Origin of the sequence: Alloalcanivorax marinus, from assembly GCF_016785095.1 — a bacterium.
Lineage (GTDB): Bacteria > Pseudomonadota > Gammaproteobacteria > Pseudomonadales > Alcanivoracaceae > Alloalcanivorax > Alloalcanivorax marinus_A.
The window spans coordinates 373641-391266 of record NZ_JAEKJB010000015.1; the positions used below are offsets into that span (position 1 = coordinate 373641).

Annotated in this window: 16 protein-coding genes; 9 read left to right on the forward strand and 7 right to left on the reverse strand. The window is 66.8% G+C overall.

Going from position 1 to position 17626, the window contains the following annotated elements:
- The first annotated feature begins 11 nt into the window (after positions 1–11).
- The 5 genes from JF515_RS19250 to JF515_RS19270 are packed head-to-tail and all read left to right on the forward strand — an operon-like array spanning position 12 to position 5137.
- Entirely contained in the window at positions 12–956 is a 945-nt protein-coding gene (locus tag JF515_RS19250) for a FecCD family ABC transporter permease (protein WP_203106137.1), read from the forward strand.
- The gene (locus JF515_RS19255; protein WP_203106070.1) at positions 956–1753 is read left to right on the forward strand and encodes an ABC transporter ATP-binding protein; all 798 of its coding nucleotides are present in this window, start codon (positions 956–958) and stop codon (positions 1751–1753) included. The genes JF515_RS19250 and JF515_RS19255 overlap by 1 nt, the downstream gene beginning before the upstream one ends.
- Positions 1743–3065, forward strand: coding sequence for a cobyrinate a,c-diamide synthase (locus JF515_RS19260; RefSeq protein ID WP_203106071.1), 1323 nt, complete (start codon positions 1743–1745; stop codon positions 3063–3065). The genes JF515_RS19255 and JF515_RS19260 overlap by 11 nt, the downstream gene beginning before the upstream one ends.
- Positions 3066–3077: 12 nt before the next feature.
- Positions 3078–3689 carry a cob(I)yrinic acid a,c-diamide adenosyltransferase gene (gene cobO, locus JF515_RS19265; RefSeq protein ID WP_203106072.1) on the forward strand — a complete coding sequence of 204 codons (612 nt, stop codon included), beginning with the start codon at positions 3078–3080 and terminating at the stop codon, positions 3687–3689.
- Complete coding sequence (locus tag JF515_RS19270) at positions 3686–5137, forward strand: cobyric acid synthase (protein ID WP_203106073.1); 1452 nt, start codon at positions 3686–3688, stop codon at positions 5135–5137. Before cobO ends, JF515_RS19270 begins: the two co-directional genes overlap by 4 nt.
- Before the next feature lie 222 nt (positions 5138–5359).
- Here the strand turns inward: JF515_RS19270 and JF515_RS19275 are convergent, their stop codons facing one another.
- Entirely contained in the window at positions 5360–7222 is a 1863-nt protein-coding gene (locus JF515_RS19275) for a LamG-like jellyroll fold domain-containing protein (protein WP_203106074.1), read from the reverse strand.
- 159 nt (positions 7223–7381) lie between these two features.
- Positions 7382–7990 carry an HD domain-containing protein gene (locus tag JF515_RS19280; protein ID WP_203106076.1) on the reverse strand — a complete coding sequence of 203 codons (609 nt, stop codon included), beginning with the start codon at positions 7988–7990 and terminating at the stop codon, positions 7382–7384.
- 138 nt (positions 7991–8128) lie between these two features.
- Between JF515_RS19280 and JF515_RS19285 the strand changes: the two genes are divergently transcribed.
- Together JF515_RS19285 and JF515_RS19290 are read left to right on the forward strand one after the other, a co-directional pair.
- A complete protein-coding gene (locus JF515_RS19285; RefSeq protein ID WP_203106078.1) occupies positions 8129–8836 on the forward strand; it encodes a Crp/Fnr family transcriptional regulator in 708 nt (235 codons plus the stop codon).
- Between the two features lie 140 nt (positions 8837–8976).
- On the forward strand, positions 8977–9243 hold the full coding sequence (locus JF515_RS19290; RefSeq protein ID WP_203106079.1) for a hypothetical protein: 267 nt from the start codon (positions 8977–8979) through the stop codon (positions 9241–9243).
- A gap of 98 nt (positions 9244–9341) precedes the next feature.
- Here the strand turns inward: JF515_RS19290 and cysQ are convergent, their stop codons facing one another.
- The 3 genes from cysQ to JF515_RS19305 form a co-directional block, all read right to left on the reverse strand.
- Entirely contained in the window at positions 9342–10160 is an 819-nt protein-coding gene (cysQ, locus tag JF515_RS19295) for a 3'(2'),5'-bisphosphate nucleotidase CysQ (protein WP_203106080.1), read from the reverse strand.
- Positions 10160–10708 carry an ADP compounds hydrolase NudE gene (gene nudE / locus JF515_RS19300; RefSeq protein ID WP_203106081.1) on the reverse strand — a complete coding sequence of 183 codons (549 nt, stop codon included), beginning with the start codon at positions 10706–10708 and terminating at the stop codon, positions 10160–10162. Before nudE ends, cysQ begins: the two co-directional genes overlap by 1 nt.
- A gap of 171 nt (positions 10709–10879) precedes the next feature.
- Entirely contained in the window at positions 10880–12409 is a 1530-nt protein-coding gene (locus tag JF515_RS19305) for a flavin-containing monooxygenase (protein WP_203106082.1), read from the reverse strand.
- Between the two features lie 132 nt (positions 12410–12541).
- On the opposite strand from JF515_RS19305, the gene JF515_RS19310 reads away from it, so the two are divergent.
- Positions 12542–13549, forward strand: coding sequence for an AraC family transcriptional regulator (locus JF515_RS19310; protein ID WP_203106083.1), 1008 nt, complete (start codon positions 12542–12544; stop codon positions 13547–13549).
- Between the two features lie 414 nt (positions 13550–13963).
- Here the strand turns inward: JF515_RS19310 and JF515_RS19315 are convergent, their stop codons facing one another.
- The gene (locus tag JF515_RS19315; protein ID WP_203106084.1) at positions 13964–15190 is read right to left on the reverse strand and encodes a CaiB/BaiF CoA transferase family protein; all 1227 of its coding nucleotides are present in this window, start codon (positions 15188–15190) and stop codon (positions 13964–13966) included.
- 18 nt (positions 15191–15208) lie between these two features.
- Positions 15209–16393, reverse strand: coding sequence for an acyl-CoA dehydrogenase (locus JF515_RS19320; protein WP_203106085.1), 1185 nt, complete (start codon positions 16391–16393; stop codon positions 15209–15211).
- Positions 16394–16550: 157 nt separating this feature from the next.
- On the opposite strand from JF515_RS19320, the gene JF515_RS19325 reads away from it, so the two are divergent.
- Complete coding sequence (locus JF515_RS19325) at positions 16551–17450, forward strand: LysR family transcriptional regulator (RefSeq protein ID WP_203106086.1); 900 nt, start codon at positions 16551–16553, stop codon at positions 17448–17450.
- Positions 17451–17626 lie beyond the last annotated feature (176 nt).

A 17626-nucleotide genomic window follows, 5' to 3' on the forward strand; every position in this document is an offset into this window, starting at 1 on the left:
TGGCGGCCCTGATGGTGCTGGCCGGGCTCGGCCTGCTGGCGGTGGCCGCCGCCCTGGCGGTGGGCAGCGTGCCGATCACGGTGACCCAGCTACTGGCGGTGCTCACCGGCGGCGGCGACCCGCTGCACCGGGAGCTGCTGTTGTCCCTGCGCCTGCCCCGGGCGCTGGCGGCGTTCGCCACCGGCGGCCTGCTGTCCCTGGCCGGTGCCCTGATGCAGGTGCTGCTGCGCAACCCCCTGGCGGACCCCTACGTGCTGGGGCTGTCCGGCGGCGCGGCGGTGGGCGCCCTGGGCGCCATGCTGGTGGGGGCGGCGGCCTTCGGCGTGTCCGGCGCCGCCTTCGCCGGGGCGCTGCTGTCCACGCTGCTGGTGTTCGGCCTGGCCCAGGGCGTGGGCGGCTGGAGCCCGACCCGGCTGCTGCTCACCGGGGTGGTGGTGGCCGCCGGCTGGAGCGCCGTGGTCACCTTCCTGCTCACCCTGAGCCCCGCCGACCAGTTGCCTGGCATGCTCTATTGGTTGATGGGCGACCTCAGCTACGCCCGCTCGCCGCTGCCCGCCTGGCTGGTGCTGGTACCCGCGCTGCTGGCCACCCTGCCCCTGGGGCGCACGCTCAATGTGCTGGCCCGGGGCCCGCTGCAGGCGGCGGCCCTTGGGGTGGCGGTGCGGCCCCTGGAAATCACCGTCTACGTGCTGGCCAGCCTGCTCACCGCGGTGGCGGTGACCACCGCCGGCAGCGTCGGCTTCGTGGGCCTGGTGGTGCCGCACATGCTGCGCCTGCTACTGGGCAATGACCAGCGCCTGATCCTGCCGGCCAGCGTGCTGGCCGGCGGCGCCCTGCTGACCCTGGCGGACACCCTGGCGCGCACCCTGCTGGCCCCGGAGCAGTTGCCGGTGGGCGTGATCACCGCCCTGCTGGGGGTGCCCACCTTCCTGTTTCTGCTGTACCGGAGCCGCTGATGGCGATGCTGGAAACCCGGGACCTGGTGATCGACATTCCCGGCCGTGCCGATGGCCGGTCGCTGTCGCTGTGCCTGGCGCCGGGCCAGCGCTGGGGCATTCTGGGCCCCAACGGCGCCGGCAAGACCACCCTGCTGCACACCCTGGCCGGGCTGCACCCGCCCCGCGCCGGCCGGGTTTACCTGGATGGCGCGCCTCTGGCCACCCTCAAACGCAAGATGGTGGCCCGGCGCCTGGCCCTGGTGTTCCAGGAGCGCCAGGACGGCTTTCCGGCCACGGTGCTGGAAACCGCTCTGATCGGCCGCCACCCGTTCCTGGCCCCCTGGCAACGGGAAGGGACCGAGGACCTGCGCCTGGCCCGGGAGGCCCTGGCCGCCCTGGCGGTGGACCACCTGGCGGACCGGCTGGTGACCACCCTGTCCGGCGGCGAGCGCCAGCGGGTGGCCATCGCCACCGCCCTCACCCAGACCCCGGCCCTGTGGCTGGCCGACGAACCCACCAACCATCTGGACCTGCGTCATCAGGTGGCGGTGATGCGGCTGCTCGCCGATCAGGCCCGGCGCGGCGCCACCGTCGTCATGGGGCTGCATGACCTGAACCTGGCGGCACGCTGGTGCGACCATCTTCTATTGCTGTTCCCGGACGGCCAGCACTGCGCCGGCCCCGCCGAGGTGATGCTCGAGCCCCGCGCCCTGGAGCGGCTGTACGGCCAGCCGCTGACCATGACCCGGGTGGGCGGCGCGCCCGTGTTCGTGCCCACCCCCGACCCTGGAGACCCGGTGGACCATGACCGCTAACGAATCGTTCACCGGCACCGTGCCGGCCGCCCTGATCAGCGCCCCCGGCTCCGGCCAGGGCAAATCACTGATCACCGCCGCCCTGGCCCGGCTGCACCGCAACGCCGGCCGCCGGGTGCGGGTGTTCAAGTTCGGGCCGGACTACCTGGACCCCATGGTCCTGGAGCGGGCCAGCGGCGCGCCGGTGTACCAGCTTCAACCCTGGATGACCGGCGAGGCGGAATGCCGCTGGCGGCTGGCCGAGGCGGCCACGCAGGCGGATCTGATACTGGTGGAAGGGGCCATGGGCCTGTTTGACGGCACCCCGTCCAGCGCCGACCTGGCGGTGCTGGCGGGCATCCCGGCGATTCCCGTGATCGACGCCTGGGGCATGGCCCAGACCTTCGGCGCCGTGGCCCTGGGCTTGGCCCGCTACCGGGACGATCTGACGGTGCGCGAGGTGATCGCCAACCGGGTGGCCAGCCCCCGCCATGGCGATCTGCTCGCCGAGGGCCTGCCGGCGGACCTGACCCTGCTGGGCGCGGTGCCGCGCCACGAGGCTATGACGCTGCCCGAGCGCCATCTCGGCCTGGTTCAGGCCGGCGAGCTGGACGATCTGGACCAACGCCTGGACCAGGCCGCCGCCGTGCTCGCCGAGGCCGGCCTCGACCGGCTGCCGGCACCGGTGGCCTTCAACGCTCCACGCCCGGCGCCGCCGCCCCGCCTGCTGGACGGCAAACGGATCGGCGTGGCCCGGGACGCGGCCTTCGCCTTTCTGTATCCGGCCAACCTGGACCTGCTGCGCGACCTGGGTGCCGAGCTCCGCTTCTTCTCGCCACTGGCCGACACGGCGCTGCCCGCGGTGGACGCCCTCTGGCTGCCCGGCGGCTACCCGGAACTGCACGGCGCCACCCTGGCCGCCAACACCGCCATGCGCGAAGCGATTCGCGCCCACCATCAGGCCGGCAAACCCATCCTGGCGGAATGCGGCGGCCTGATGGTCTGCCTGGAAACGGTGCTGGACGGCGACGGCGAACGCCATCAAGGCTTCGGGCTGCTGCCCGGTACGGCACGGCTCACCGGCAAGCTCCAGGGGCTGGGCATGCACGGACTGCGCCTGGGCGATCACGAACTGCGCGGCCACACCTTCCACCACGCCGCCCTGGAAGACGCGCCAGACGCCCGGCTGTTCAGCGACAAACAAAGCGGCGCCGGAGGCGAACCGGTGTTCGTAAAAAACGGTCTGGTGGCCAGCTTCTTCCACGGCTACTTTCCTTCATCACCGACGCTGGTGGCCTCGATCTTCGAAGGCCTCTTCCCCCCTTCCCGGTAACAGGAGACACGCATGCGAGAGGACGCCAAGACCCCGCGACGCCACGCCGAACGCATGGCGAAAAAACAACGGATCATGCAGGAACGCATTGCTCGCGCCGACAAGGACCAGGGCGTGCTGCTGGTGCTCACCGGCCCGGGCAAGGGCAAGAGCAGCTCCGGCTTCGGCATGCTGGCCCGGGCCCTGGGCCACGGCATGAAGGTAGGCGTGGTGCAGTTCATCAAGGGTGCCTTCAGCACCGGCGAGGAAGCCTTCTTCCGCGACCTGCCCAACGTGGACTACCACGTCATGGGCGAGGGCTACACCTGGGACACTCAGGACCGGGCACGGGACGTGGCCGCCGCCGAGGCGGCCTGGGAAGTAGCCAGGAAGATGCTGCGCGACGAAAGCTACCACCTGGTGCTGCTGGACGAGCTCAACATCGCTCTGCGCTACGACTACCTGGACCTGGACACGGTGCTCGACGACCTGCAGAACCGCCCGCCCCTGCAGCACGCCGTGGTCACCGGCCGCTACGCGCCCAAGGAACTGATCGAACTGGCGGACACGGTGACGGAAATGAAAGTCGTCAAACATGCGTTCAAGGATCAGGGGGTTCGCGCGCAGAAAGGCGTGGAGTTGTGACGACGTTGATGGTTCAGGGCACCACCTCCGACGCCGGCAAGACGCTGGTGGTGGCGGCGTTGTGTCGCTGGTTGGCGCGGCGCGGGGTGGGGGTGGCGCCGTTCAAGCCGCAGAACATGGCGCTGAACAGCGCGGTCAGCGAGGACGGCGGCGAGGTGGGGCGATCCACCGCGTTGCAGGCGCTGGCGGCGGGGGTGCCGTTGCATTCGGATATGAATCCGGTGCTGCTCAAACCGCAGACCGACCGGGGCGCCCAGGTGATCCTGCGTGGCCGGGTGCACGGCAACATGGACGCGCTCGATTACCACGCGTTCAAGGCGACGGCCCGGGACGCGGTGCGCGATGCCTGGACGGCGCTGTCGGCCCGCCATCCGGTGGTGGTCGCCGAGGGCGCCGGCAGCCCGGCGGAGATCAATCTGCGCGCCAACGACATCGCCAATATGGGCTTCGCCGAGCTGGCCGACTGCCCGGTGATCCTGGTGGCCGACATCGACCGGGGCGGCGTGTTCGCGCAGATCGTCGGCACCCTGGCAGTGCTGCCGCCGGAGGAACAGGCGCGCATTCGCGGCTTCGTGATCAATCGCTTTCGCGGCGACCCGGCGCTGCTGCAAAGCGGCCTGGACTGGCTGGAGCAACGCACCGGCAAGCCGGTGCTGGGCGTGCTGCCCTACCTGCACGGCCTGATGCTGGACGCGGAGGACGCAGTGGCCGGCGGCGGCGAGCACCACGCCGGCGCGCTCAAGGTGACGGTGCCGCTACTGCCGCGCATGAGCAACCACAACGACTTCGATCCCCTGCGCCTGCACCCCGGCGTGGAGCTGCGCTTCGCCGAAATGGGCCGGCCCTGGCCGGCGGCGGACCTGGTGATCCTGCCCGGCAGCAAGGCCACCCGCGCCGACCTGGCGTTCCTGCGCGAGCAGGGCTGGGACCAGGAGATCGAACGGCACCTGCGCTACGGCGGTAAGGTGCTGGGCATCTGCGGCGGCTTTCAGATGCTGGGGGAGCGCATCGAGGACCCGGACGGCCTGGAAGGCCAACCCGGCGGCGACAATGGCCTGGGCTGGCTGCCCCTGCGCACCACCCTGGTTCGCGGCAAGCAGTTGCGCAACGTCAGCGGCACCCTGCTGCCGGACGGCGTGCCGATCCACGGCTACGAGATCCACAACGGCGTCAGTGAAGGCCCCGCCCTGGACCGCCCGCTGCTGCGCCTGGACGGCCGCGCCGACGGCGCCCTCAGCGACGACGACCGCCTTCGCGGCACCTACCTGCACGGCCTGTTCGACGACCCCGGCGCCACCGACGCCCTGCTGCGCTGGGCCGGCCTGGCCGACAATGCCAACGCCGTCGACTATGACGCCCACCGCCAGCACGACCTGAACCGCCTGGCCGACGCCATCGACCAGCACCTGAATACCGATGCCCTCCTCGCGCTTCTGAACCTGACGTAGGTTTGCTCCAGCAGGGGCGCGGGACGCCACCTCGTAGCGTCTCGGTGTGGGCCCCCTTCCGGGACCCTGTCAAACAGGATGTTTGACCGGGAGTCTCCAGGGACGGATTCACGACGTTCCCGGAAGGGGGCCCACACCGAGACGCGTCCCCGATGGAGCCTCCCCAATCCAGCGCGCATAAAAAAAGCGCCCCGGGGGGCGCTTGAAGAGGTGATCGGAACGTTATTGGTTGTACAACCACTCGCTGCGATCCAGCGCCCGATTGTTGATGCGGATCTCGGCGATATCGCCGGCGAACAGATTCCCCGGGTTGCCCTGCCAGCTGTTGATGCCGATGTTCCAGGGCTGCCCCGGCTCCACCAGCAGCCCCTGCTGCGGATCAACGCCGGTACGCATGGTCAGGGAACCGTCCACGTACATTTGCACCCGCTCGCCATCGTTCACCAAAGCGATGTGGTACCAGTAATCGCTGGCCACTTCCCAGGACCAGTTGTCCTGACCCTTGCCATTCTGGGAAGTGCTCACCCACTGGAACTCCTTCAGGGATGAAACGTTCAAGCCCAGGGACGCATCGCTGCCGGAGCACCCCACCTCGTGGTATTGGCAGACCTGACTGATGCCCGGCTCGTGGTTGAGAATGCCGGACCACTGATTCTGGTCGCGCATCCAATCGGACGGCAGGCGGACGATGGCTTCGATGGTGTATTGCGGCAGGAAACCTGGCTTGCCGGCGGCGCTGTTTTCAAAGCTCAGCCCCGGCCCGCCGGTGGTCAGGTAATAGCCGCCGATGTCGTTGTTGCCGTGGAAGGTGGCGGTGCCGGTGGCGTAACCGAACGGCGGCGCGTCGTCGCGCAGTTCGAAGAAGTCGCTCTGCTCGCCCTGGGGATCGTTGTAATCCACCAGCTCCAGAGTGTTGCCGTTACCGGAGGCGTCCAGGAACTGCACCGAGCCGTCGGCGCGGGTGATGCGGTGATCGTCGTCGAGAATCCAATAGGCTTCGGTGCCCTCGATGTTGCCCGGAGCGTCGGCGACGGTGCCCTGGTTGAGGTCGGCGAAACGCCGCTCGAAGTTCATCGGCACGCTGAATTCCCAGCGCGACAGTTCATCCTGGGGCTGGCGCTCGGCTTCCGGAATGGCCGCCACCCAGGGTGAGTAGGAGCGGAAGTCCAGTTGCTGGTCCGCCTCGTTGAAGGTCACCAGCTGCATCATGCCGTTGCCGCCCCAGAAACCGGACTGGTAATCCACCACCACCATCACCACGTCGCGACCATAGTCGTTCTTGCCGATCAGCGTCGCTTCGCCGTGGTTGTGGCCGCTCACGGTGAGGAAAATCTGGTCATTGGAACGGATCAGGTCTTCCCACAACTGTTGGCCCAGGGGGGTGAACACGGCGGTTTCACCATCGGAACCGATGCCCAGCAACTGATGGGTAGTGAGAATCGTGGGGGTGTCCGGATGCTGGTCGAGCACGTCCTGTACCCAGGCCACGGTTTGCTGCGACGGCAGCCAGTCCAGGGCCAGTACCAGGTACTCCCGGTCGCCGCCCTGGAACAGGTGATAGCTGTTGAAGCCAGTGTCGTCGGTGCCCTGGAAGGTGCCGAAGTTGGAGGCCTGCAGGGACGCTGGGAAGTGCTGCAGGAAAGGTTCGTTGGCCAGGGTGCGCTGATCGTCCCACTGCCCGCTGTTCATCACATCATGGTTGCCGGCCAGCACGCTGTAGGGCGTTTCCGGATTGGCTTCCAGAATCTGCATGGCGTTGCGCGCCTCCACCCATTCCTCGGGCACATTGGCACGGTCGACCACGTCGCCAAGATGCACCGTGAACTTGATGTTTTCTTCCTGGTAATGGTCGGCGATCCATTGCGTCTGAACGGTATAACGCTCCGGCGAATAACGGGCGTACTTCTGGGTATCGGGCAGCACCGCCAGGGTGAAGGCATTGGCGGCCTGGCCATCGTTGCCGTCCGGCGGCGTGTTATCGCCACCGCCACCGGAGCTGCTGTCGCCGCCACAGGCGGAGAGGAAAAGACACAGTAAGAGCGTCAGCCAGGTGGCTCGCCACCGGGCCGGGTGCAGGGTATTCATGGTGAGTCTCCCGAGTAAGGACTGTTTACGCGGGGCTCACCTTAAGGATCGGGTGTGACTCGGCGATGGCCGAAATATTTCGCTGTTTTTGACAGTTTGAGGGTGTACACCCCATGCGCGCGCCGCGCCGTGAAACCCGGCCCGGCGCGCCGCCGCCGGTCAGGCACTCTGTTCGGCGGGCCGCGGGTCCAGGGATTTCTTGTAGAGCGAGCGTTTGGGCTGGGCCATGACGCGACGCAGCATGGGCTCGAAGAACGACAGCGGCAGGGTTTCCTGCTCCGGGTCGAAGGCGGCGGCATCGTACTTGGCGCAGAATTCCACGGTGCGTTTAAAGCACGGGTGATCGCGGAATTGCTCGCGCAGGTCGCGGTCCAGCCCCAGATGGTTGAAGAAGTAGTAGCCCTGGAAGATAGCGTGGTGCTTCACCATCCAGTGATTCTCCTCGCTGACAAAGGGCTCCAGCAGGCTGGCCGCCACGTCGGCGTGGTTGTAGGGCCCCAGAGTGTCGCCAATATCGTGCAGCAGGGCACACACCACGTACTCCTCGTCCTGGCCGTCACGGTGCGCCAGGGTGGCGGTCTGCAGGCAATGGGTCAGGCGATCCACCGGAAAGCCACCGCAATCGCCTTCCAGCAGTTTGAGGTGCTCGATGATGCGATCGGGCAGCTCGCGGGCGAAACCACCGAAGGCCTGGGAAATGATCCGCCAGTCCTCGGCGGTGCCGTCTTCCATATGCTTGAACTGGGCGCGGGGTTCGTGCTCGTGCATGATGCTCTCCTGGCTGGGGCCCGGCGGGCCCTGGCTCTGTTATTGGTATGCTGTTTATGCCGTGGGGACAGTCTAGAGCCGGCGACGGCGGCCATACTGTCAACGGCTTTACAGTTTCCGGGGCCGGGTGGATGGGCCATGTCCGATCACAGTCTTGAAGTATTGCGGGGTTGCTCCCTGCTGGCCGGCCTGCCGGCGGCGGCGCTGGCGGAAGCGGCAGCGGTGGCGCGGGTGCGGCCATTCCGGGCCAACGAGGTGCTCTATGAGCGCGGCGAGGTGCAGTCGGCGCTGTCCGTGGTGGGCGCTGGCAACGTGCGCATCAGTTCCACCAGCGCCGAGGGCCGGGAAATCATGCTGACCCTGTTCGAGCCCGGCGCCTGGTTCGGCGATACCGTGTTCTCGCCGGGCATGCCACGGGTGTTCGGCGCCACCGCCCACAGCGACGGCGAGCTGGTGGAGGTGCCCGGCCAGGCCTACCGGGATCTGCTGGCGCGCCATCCCGAGGCCTACCCACGCACGCTGGACATGCTCAGCCGGCGCCTGTGGTCGGCGATTTCCATCATCGAGGACAACGCCCTGCGCGATATGCCCGGGCGGGTCGGTCGGCGGCTGCTGTTTCTGGCCGCCATGCACGACCCGGGCAGCCGCGCCAGCGGGCCGGTAACCTTCAAACTGACCCGCGAGCACATCGCCAACATGATGGGCATGACCCGCCAGGGCGTGCACCGCGTGCTCAAGACGCTGGAGGCGGAGGGGCTGATCGCCTTCAGCTATGGGCAGGTCACGGTACCGGACCCGGTGGCGCTGCGCGACTACCTGGACCTCCAGGACCATGGCGAAAATTAGGACGTATGTACCATGATATCGGCGCAGGTCGGCTGATGGCACTTTGATACCATACTGTGACGAAGTTCTTAGTATTCACGCAACCTTACAGTAATACTCATTAGTATTAATTTCCTAATACCCACTGAGCTCCATGTCCCATGTTCGAGTTGCCGTTCCACCTCACCCCCGCGTTGCCGGCGCCGCCCGCACTGCACGATCTTCTCGCCCTGCCGCTGGCGGTTTTCACGGTGCTGGCCCTGCTGCTGTGGAGCGGACGGATACGCCAGAAAGTATTAGTGAACGTACTGGCCCTGGGCATCATGCTGCCCATGGTGCAACTGTCCATGGTGGCGGTCGGGGCGTATTGGCTGAACCAGCAGGTGCAGCCGGTGTTGATGGGGTTGTTGCCGAGCTGGGTGGGATAGACGGCTTCGCCGCCGATCGCGGCTGAAGCCGCTCCTACAGCGGGAAGACACCGTGTAGGAGCGGCCGGGGGCGTTTCGCTTCAGCCGCGATCCGGCCTTTATTCCGCCACGGCGGAATGGATGAAGCGCCAATCGGCGGCGGGCTGGCCGAGCACCAGGAAATGGGGGTTGAGAATATCTTCCTTGTTGTAGACCAGCGACTCGAAATCGGTGTTCACCACTTCGCCACCGGCGGCGCTTACCACCGCGTGGGCGGCGGCGGTATCCCACTCGCTGGTGGGCGCCAGGCGCGGATAGATGTCCGCCTTGCCTTCCGCCACCAGGCACAGCTTCAACGATGAGCCCATGGAGGTTTTTTCCACCGCGCCCAGGCGTTGCTGGATCAGGGCTTCCAGCACTTCCATCCGGGTACCACCACCATGGCTGCGGCTGGCCACCATGATGACCGGCAGGTGCCGTTCGCGGCAGTGGATCGCCTGGCGCTGGCCGTTCTCTTCCTTGAAGGCACCGAGGCCTTCGCCCCCCAGATAACAGACGTCCAGCACCGGCACCTGGACCACGCCCAGCACCGGCCGGTTACCTTCCACCAGGGCGATGTTGACGGTGAATTCGCCATTGCGCTTGATGAATTCCTTGGTGCCGTCCAGCGGGTCCACCAGCCAGAAGCGCGGCCAGTCCTTACGGTCGGCGTATTCGATGCCTCCGGACTCCTCGGAGAACACCGGAATCTCCGGGGTCAGCTCCGCGAGCCGGGCGACGATCAGTTCATGGGCGGCGCGGTCGGCGGCGGTGATCGGGCTGTCGTCGTCCTTGCGGTCCACGTCCACGTCGCCGCGGTTATAGATTTCCAGGATGGCGGCGCCGGCGTCCGCGGCGATGTGGGCCACGGGTTCCAGCAGGGCGTGCAGGTCGGTCATTAGCGGGTTTCCAATATCCGTCGGGTCATCAGCAGAGCGGCGATCACCCGCGCCTCGGTCACGTCGTCGCGTTCCAGCAGGCGGTCCAGATCGGACAGTTTCCAGGTGATCACTTCCAGGGGTTCCGGCTCGTCGCCGGGCAGTTTTTCCTCGTAGAGGTCCTCGGCCAGGGCCACGGTGATGGCGTGCCCCATGTAGCCGGGGGAGAGTGTCATGCGCTTGAGCAGAGTGAGCTTGCGAGCGCCGTAGCCAGCCTCCTCCTTGAGTTCACGGTTGGCGGCGTCGCGCCAGTCCTCGCCGTGTTCGTAGGCGCCCTTGGGCAGAGTAATCTGGTAATCCTCGACGCCGGCGCCGTACTCGCGAATCAACACCACGGTGTCCGGGTCCAGCAGCGGCACGCACATGACGCCAGCGATGGGCGGCGTGCGCAGGCGCTCGTAGGTGCGCTCCTCGCCGTTGCTGAAACGCAGATGCATTTCCTCGATGCCGAACAGGCGGCTCCTGGCGATCAGGCGGGTGTCGATGATCTCCGGTTTGCGGTCGTCCATGGGCGCTCCTGAGCGTGGAGCCTAAGCCTAACCGGATCGCGAAAAGAACCCAAGCCGACCGCGCCTGGCGCTGGCCTTGGCGCTGTAGGAGCGACTGGGCGGCATTCCGCTTCATTCGCGATCCGGCGTATGGCCCGATGCTCAAACGCCGGATCGCGACTGAAGTCGCTCCTACGTATTGGTGGGGGTGGCGGCGGTGCTGGTGACGGGCCGCGCGGCTTTTTCCCAGTGGTACTTGCTCTCATCCACCTGGCGGGTCTTGAGCCAGTAGCGCCAGGTGGAGTACGGCCAGATCGCCACGTTCTTGCCGTCCGCCTGCTGGTACCAGCTGCTGCAGCCGCCCTGCTGCCAGACGGTGCCGGCCACATCCTTCTGCAACTTCTCGTTGAAGGCGTCCATTTCGGAGCGCTTCACGTCCAGGGCGTCCACGCCCTTGGCGTCGGTCTTCTCGATGGCGTCGACGATGTAACGGGCCTGGCACTCGATCATGAAGACGATGGAGTTGTGCCCCAGGCCGGTGTTCGGACCGACCATCTGGAACAGGTTCGGGTAACCGGCCACGGTGACGCCCAGATAGGCCTCGGAGGCGTCCTTCCAGTCCTCCTGGAGGGTGCGCCCGCCCCGACCGACGATGGGGAAACCCTGCATGTAGATGCGCGGGTCCACCACGAAGCCGGTGCCCAGCACCAGGCAGTCCATCTCGCGCTCACTGCCGTCGCTGAACACGATGCTGTGTTCACGGACTTCCTTCACACCTTCGGTGACCAGCTCCACGTTGTCCCGGTTGAAGGTGGGGTAGTAACGGTTGGAGATCATGATGCGCTTGCAGCCCAGGGTATAGCTGGGCGTGAGGCGGCGGGCGGTGTCCTTGTCCTTTACCTGATAGCGGATGAACTGCTTGACGCCCTTCTCCAGCAACGTGGCCAGGCGCGGGTGAAAGATCGGCAGCACCCGGGACTCGTTGCTCCAGTAGAGCCGCGCCCGGTGCAGTTTGCGCAGCACCGGGAAGCGCCGGAACAGGCGCTTGCTTAAAGCGCTGTAGCGGCGTTCGTCGCGGGGGATGATCCAGCCCGGGGTGCGCTGCACCACGGTGAGCCGCTCCACCCGCGGGGCGATTTGTGGCACATACTGGATGGCGCTGGCGCCGGTGCCCACGGACACCACCTTCTTGCCGCTCAGATCGTAGTCGTGGTCCCACTGGGAAGAGTGGAACACCTTGCCCTGGAATCGCTCCAGGCCGGGGAAATTCGGGATTTGCGGCACGTGCAGCGGGCCACTGGCCAGCACCCAGTGCTGGCATTCCACCTGGTCGCCGTCGGTGAGGTCCAGGGTCCAGCGGGCGCGGGCTTCGTCATAGTGGGCGCCGGTGACCTCGGCGTGGAAGCGGGTACATTCGTGAATGCCGTGCTTGCCGGCGGTGGCCAGGATGTAGTCCTGAATTTCCCGCCAGCCGCTGTAGCGGGCGGACCAGTCCGGGTTGCCCTCGAAGGAATAGGAATACAGGTGCGACTGCACGTCGCAGGCGCAGCCAGGATAGGTGTTTTCCCGCCAGGTGCCGCCCAGTTCGCCGGCCTTCTCCAGCACCACGAAGTCCTCGATGCCGGCCTCGCGCAACTTGATGGCCATGCACAGGCCGCCGAAACCGCCGCCGACGATGGCGACCTTCACGGCCCGGTTTGCCGGGTTCACTCGACTGTTCATATTGTTCTCCCTGTTCACGGGTGGCGCTGGCCCGGTTGACCCGGGCGCCTTTTCGATGGGCCTACCCTACCTTGGCGGAAGGTGGAAGAAAGCTGTTAAGCTGACCCGGAAATTGATAATTCCGGCCAAAAAATGTCGCAGCGCTCGATCCTTGCCCTGATGTATACCGTGGACCTGCTCCGCCAGCGCGGAGTGGCGTGCGACGCGGTGCTGGCCCGCCACGGGCTGGACCCGGCGCGCCTGGACCCCAACGGCGAAATCGAACGTGACCGGGAACTGGCGGTGCTCACCGAGTTGCTGCCGCTGGCCGGCGACCCGGCGTTCGGCTTCGAGATGGGCCAGCGCTTCGGCCTGGCCGGCTACGGCCCGCTGACCATGCTGCTGATGACCAGCCGCACCGCCTTCGAGGGCTTTCAGTTGGGGGTGCGCTACCAGGCGCTGACCTATCTGTACGGCGAGCTGTCCCTGGTGCCCGGCGAGCAGGACACGGCGCTGATTCTCAAGCCCATCGCCCTGCCCGCCTCGGTGCGCCGCATGCTCATCGACCGGGACATGACCGGCACCTTCCGCCTGGTCAACGATCTGCAGACCCAGCTGGGCCTGGACCTGGCGCCCCGGGAAATCTGGCTGCCCTATCCGGAACCCCGCGACACGGCTTTCTATGAAGAATATTTCCGGGCGCCGATCCGCTTCGACCAGCCCTGGGCCCAGGCCACCATCCGCAACCGGGACCTGGCCACGCCGCTGCCGTTCCACAACCAGGCCGCCCAGGAGCTGTACCGCTCCCAATGCGATGCCCTGCTGGCGCGTCGGGCCGGCGCCCCGGAAGGGCTGGCGGATCGGGTGGCCGCTTACCTGGATCTGTTTCTCGGCGACTTCCCGGACGCCGCCCGCGCCGCCGCCACCTTCGATCTGCCGGAGCGCAGCTTCCGGCGCCGGTTGGGGGAGGAGGGACGCAGCTTCCAGAAAATTCTCGATGACGTGCGGCTGCGCAAGGCCCGTGCCTTGCTAGGGGATTCCTCGCTCAGCGTGGAGCGCATCGCCGACCGGCTCGGCTACAGCGAGACGGCGGCCTTCATCCGCGCCTTCCAGCGCTGGACCGGGCAGACCCCGGCGAAATACCGGAGGTTGGGCTCGTAGCCGCGACGAGGAACAGGGGCCAAACCCTCCATCGGGGCCGCCTGTCGTCGTGTGCCCCCTTCCGGGAACGCCGTGAACCCCCGCAAGCGGGTCCGGCCACCCATCACAGATGGGCGGCGTTCGGCGGCGCGCGAAGCAGTGCTTCGCAACACGCTTGCCTCACCCATGGGGGCTCCCGGTCAAACATCCTGTTTGACAGGGTCCCGGAAGGGGGCACACGACGACAGGCTACGAGGTGGCGTCTCGCGCGGCTTTGTAGCGTTGCGTTGGCGGTTGAATTGCGCGGTAGGAGCGGCTTTAGCCGCGATGAACAAAAAAAAACCGCTCCGGGGGGACCGGAGCGGCAAAGTCAAGGCAGAGATCTCAGCTGTCAGCGCAGCGCGGCCCGAGATCGGAGGCCGCGCGGATTCTGCCTCAGGCGACCACGCCGTTGGCGAATAGGGTTTCCAGGGCCGACTCGTCGAGGCCCAGCATGTCGCCGAGCACCGCGCGGGTGTGCTCGCCGAGCAGCGGCGGCGGCAGACGGTATTCCGCCGGCGTCGCCGACAGGCGCAGCGGGCTGGCCACGGTGGGCACGGTGCCGGCGATGGGGTGATCCATCTCCCGGCGCAGGCCACGGGCCCGGGCCTGGGGATCGGCGAACGCCTGCTCCAGGTTGTTCACCGGGCCGCAGGGCACGCCCACCGCTTCCAGAGCCGCCAGCCATTCCGTGGTGGTCTTCATCACCGTGGTCTGGCGCAGCAACGGCACCAGCACATCGCGATGCTCCACCCGCGAGCGGTTGGTGGCGAAACGCGGGTCCTCGGCCCATTCCGGATGACCGGCCACCTCGCAGAAGCGGGCGAACTGGTCATCGTTGCCCACGGTCAGGATCATGTCGCCATCGGCGGTGGGAAAATCCTGGTAGGGCACGATGTTGGGATGGGCGTTGCCGAACCGGCGCGGCGACTGACCGGTGGTCAGGTAATTCATCGCCTGGTTGGCCAGGCAGGCCATCTGCACGTCGAACAGCGCCATGTCCAGGTGCTGCCCCTCGCCGGTGCGGTCCCGGTGGGACAGGGCCGCCAGCACCGCGATGGTGGCGTACAGGCCGGTGGTGATGTCGGTGAGCGCCACGCCCACTTTCATCGGCCCGGCACCGGGCTCGCCCTCGGCGTGACCGGTGAGGCTCATCAGCCCACCCATGCCCTGGATCAGAAAATCGTAACCGGCGCGTTTGGCGTAGGGGCCGTCCTGGCCGAAGCCGGTGATCGAGCAATAGATCAGCTTCGGGTTCACCGCTTTCAGGCTGTCGTAGTCCAGCCCGTAGCGCTTGAGCCCGCCGACCTTGAAGTTCTCCAGCACCACGTCGCATTCCGCCGCCAGCTTGCGCACCAGTTCCTGGCCTTCCGGCCGGGTGATGTCGATGGCCACGGATTCCTTGTTGCGGTTGGCGGTCAGGTAGTAGGCGGCCTGGTCGGTGTCGCCGCCGTCGCCATCCTTCAGGTAGGGCGGGCCCCAGCCACGGGTATCGTCCCCGCGACCAGGCCGTTCCACCTTGATCACCCGGGCGCCCAGGTCGCCCAGGATCTGACCGGCCCAGGGGCCGGCCAGAACGCGGGACAGATCCAGTACGCGCAGGTGGGACAATGCTCCGGACATCAGACTTCTCCGAAGCGTTTAGTTGGCGAAGGCTTGCAGGCCAGTCTGGGCGCGGCCCAGGATCAGCGCGTGCACGTCGTGGGTACCTTCATAGGTGTTGACCACTTCCAGGTTCACCAGGTGGCGGGCCACGCCGAATTCATCGGAGATGCCGTTGCCGCCCATCATGTCGCGGGCCAGGCGCGCGATGTCCAGGGACTTGCCGCAGGAGTTGCGCTTCATGATGGAGGTGATTTCCACCGCCGCGGTGCCTTCGTCCTTCATGCGGCCCAGGCGCAGGCAGCCCTGCAGGCCCAGGGTGATTTCGGTCTGCATGTCGGCCAGTTTCTTCTGGATCAGCTGGTTGGCGGCCAGCGGGCGGCCGAACTGCTTGCGGTCCAGGGTGTACTGGCGAGCCTTGAACCAGCAGTCCTCGGCGGCACCCAGGGCGCCCCAGGCGATGCCGTAGCGAGCGGAGTTCAGGCAGGTGAACGGACCGCGCAGGCCGGTCACTTCCGGGAACATGTTCTCTTCCGGCACGAACACGTTGTCCATCACGATTTCACCGGTGATGGAAGCGCGCAGGCCCACCTTGCCGTGGATCGCCGGCGCGGACAGGCCCTTCCAGCCTTTCTCCAGGATGAAGCCCCGGATCTTGCCGTCCTCGGTCTTGGCCCAGACCACGAAGACATCAGCGATCGGGCTGTTGGTGATCCACATCTTGGCGCCGGTCAGGCTGTAACCGCCGTCCACTTTCTTGGCGCGGGTCACCATGCTGCCCGGATCGGAGCCGTGGTCCGGCTCGGTCAGACCGAAACAACCGATCCACTCACCGCTGGCCAGCTTGGGCAGGTATTTCTGTTTCTGCTCTTCGGAGCCGAATTCGTTGATCGGCACCATCACCAGGGAAGACTGCACGCTCATCATGGACCGGTAACCGGAATCCACGCGCTCCACCTCACGGGCGATCAGGCCGTAGCATACGTAGTTCATGCCGGCGCCGCCGTAGGCTTCCGGAATGGTGGCGCCGAGCAGGCCCAGCTCGCCCATCTCGCGGAAGATGGCCGGGTCGGTCTTCTCGTTGCGGAAGGCCTCCAGCACGCGGGGCGCCAGTTTGTCCTGGCAGTATTGGCGGGCGGAGTCCGCCACCATGCGTTCGTCTTCGGTGAGCTGCTGATCGAGCAGCAGGGGGCTTTCCCAGTTGAACGAAGCCTGATTCGCCATGATGTCCACCTATGCATTTGTTGATATAGAGCGCCGCGGCGAGGGCGGGACCCGTAAAGGGCGTCCATCCTATGGACCTGTTATCCCTCTCCGCAAGCGATTAATATTCACCCCATTGTGCTTTTTCCTCACTTCAAGAACCCGCCCCGGAGACACCATGCGCCGCAACATTCCCAGCACCACCGCCCTGGTGGGCTTCGAGGCCGCCGCCCGCCACCAGAGTTTCACCAAGGCCGCCGAGGAACTGTCCCTCACACAGAGCGCGATCTGCCGCCAGATCAATGGTCTGGAGGAATTCCTGGGGGTGAAGCTGTTCCGGCGCGGGCGCCAGGGCGTGCACCTGACACCCGCCGGCCTGCACTACAGCCGCCAGGTCAGCGCGCGCCTCAACGAGCTGGAACGGGATACCCTGGCAGCCATGGGCAAGCATGGCACGAATAACATTTTGGAACTGGCGGTGGTGCCCACCTTCGGCACCCGCTGGCTACTGCCCCGGCTCGCCGCGTTCCGTGAACGGCACCCGGACATCACCGTGAACCTGACCAACCGCACCCGGCCGTTTCTGTTCGCCGACACCCGCTTCGACGCCGCCATCTACTTCGGCGACGGCCAGTGGCCGGGCACCACGGCGGTACCACTGATGCACGAAGAGCCAGTGCCGGTGTGCCACCCGGACCTGGCCGGCGACGGCCACCTGGACGGCGAGGCCATCGCCCGGCTGCCGTTGCTGCAACAGACCACCCGCCCCTATATGTGGCGGACCTGGTTCGAATCCCTGGGCCTGAAAGTGGAACGGGACATGGCCGGACCCCGCTACGAGCTGTTCACCATGCTCGCCGAGGCGGCGATTCAGAAGATGGGGGTAGCGCTGATTCCGCCGTTCCTGATCACCAAGGAGCTGGACAGCGGCCAGTTGGTGATTCCGTTCCGGCACAGCTTCCGCAGCAACGACGCCTACCAGTTCGTGGTGCCTGACAGCCAGCGCGGCAACGAGACCCTGGCGCACTTCCAGACCTGGCTGGTGGACGCCGCCCGCCGCTTCAGCGGTACCCCCTAGGGCGGCGTTCCCTTCAGTCGCGATCCGCTCCGGTGCCATCTTCATCGCGACTGAAGTCGCTCCTTGTGTCTCTCCGCAGGGAGATGATTAGCTACCATCCCCTGTCAGCCCGGTGGCAACCCGAGTCGCTCCTGAGGTCCTTGAACCTGTGCCGTAGATCGGACCACCGGGCTGTT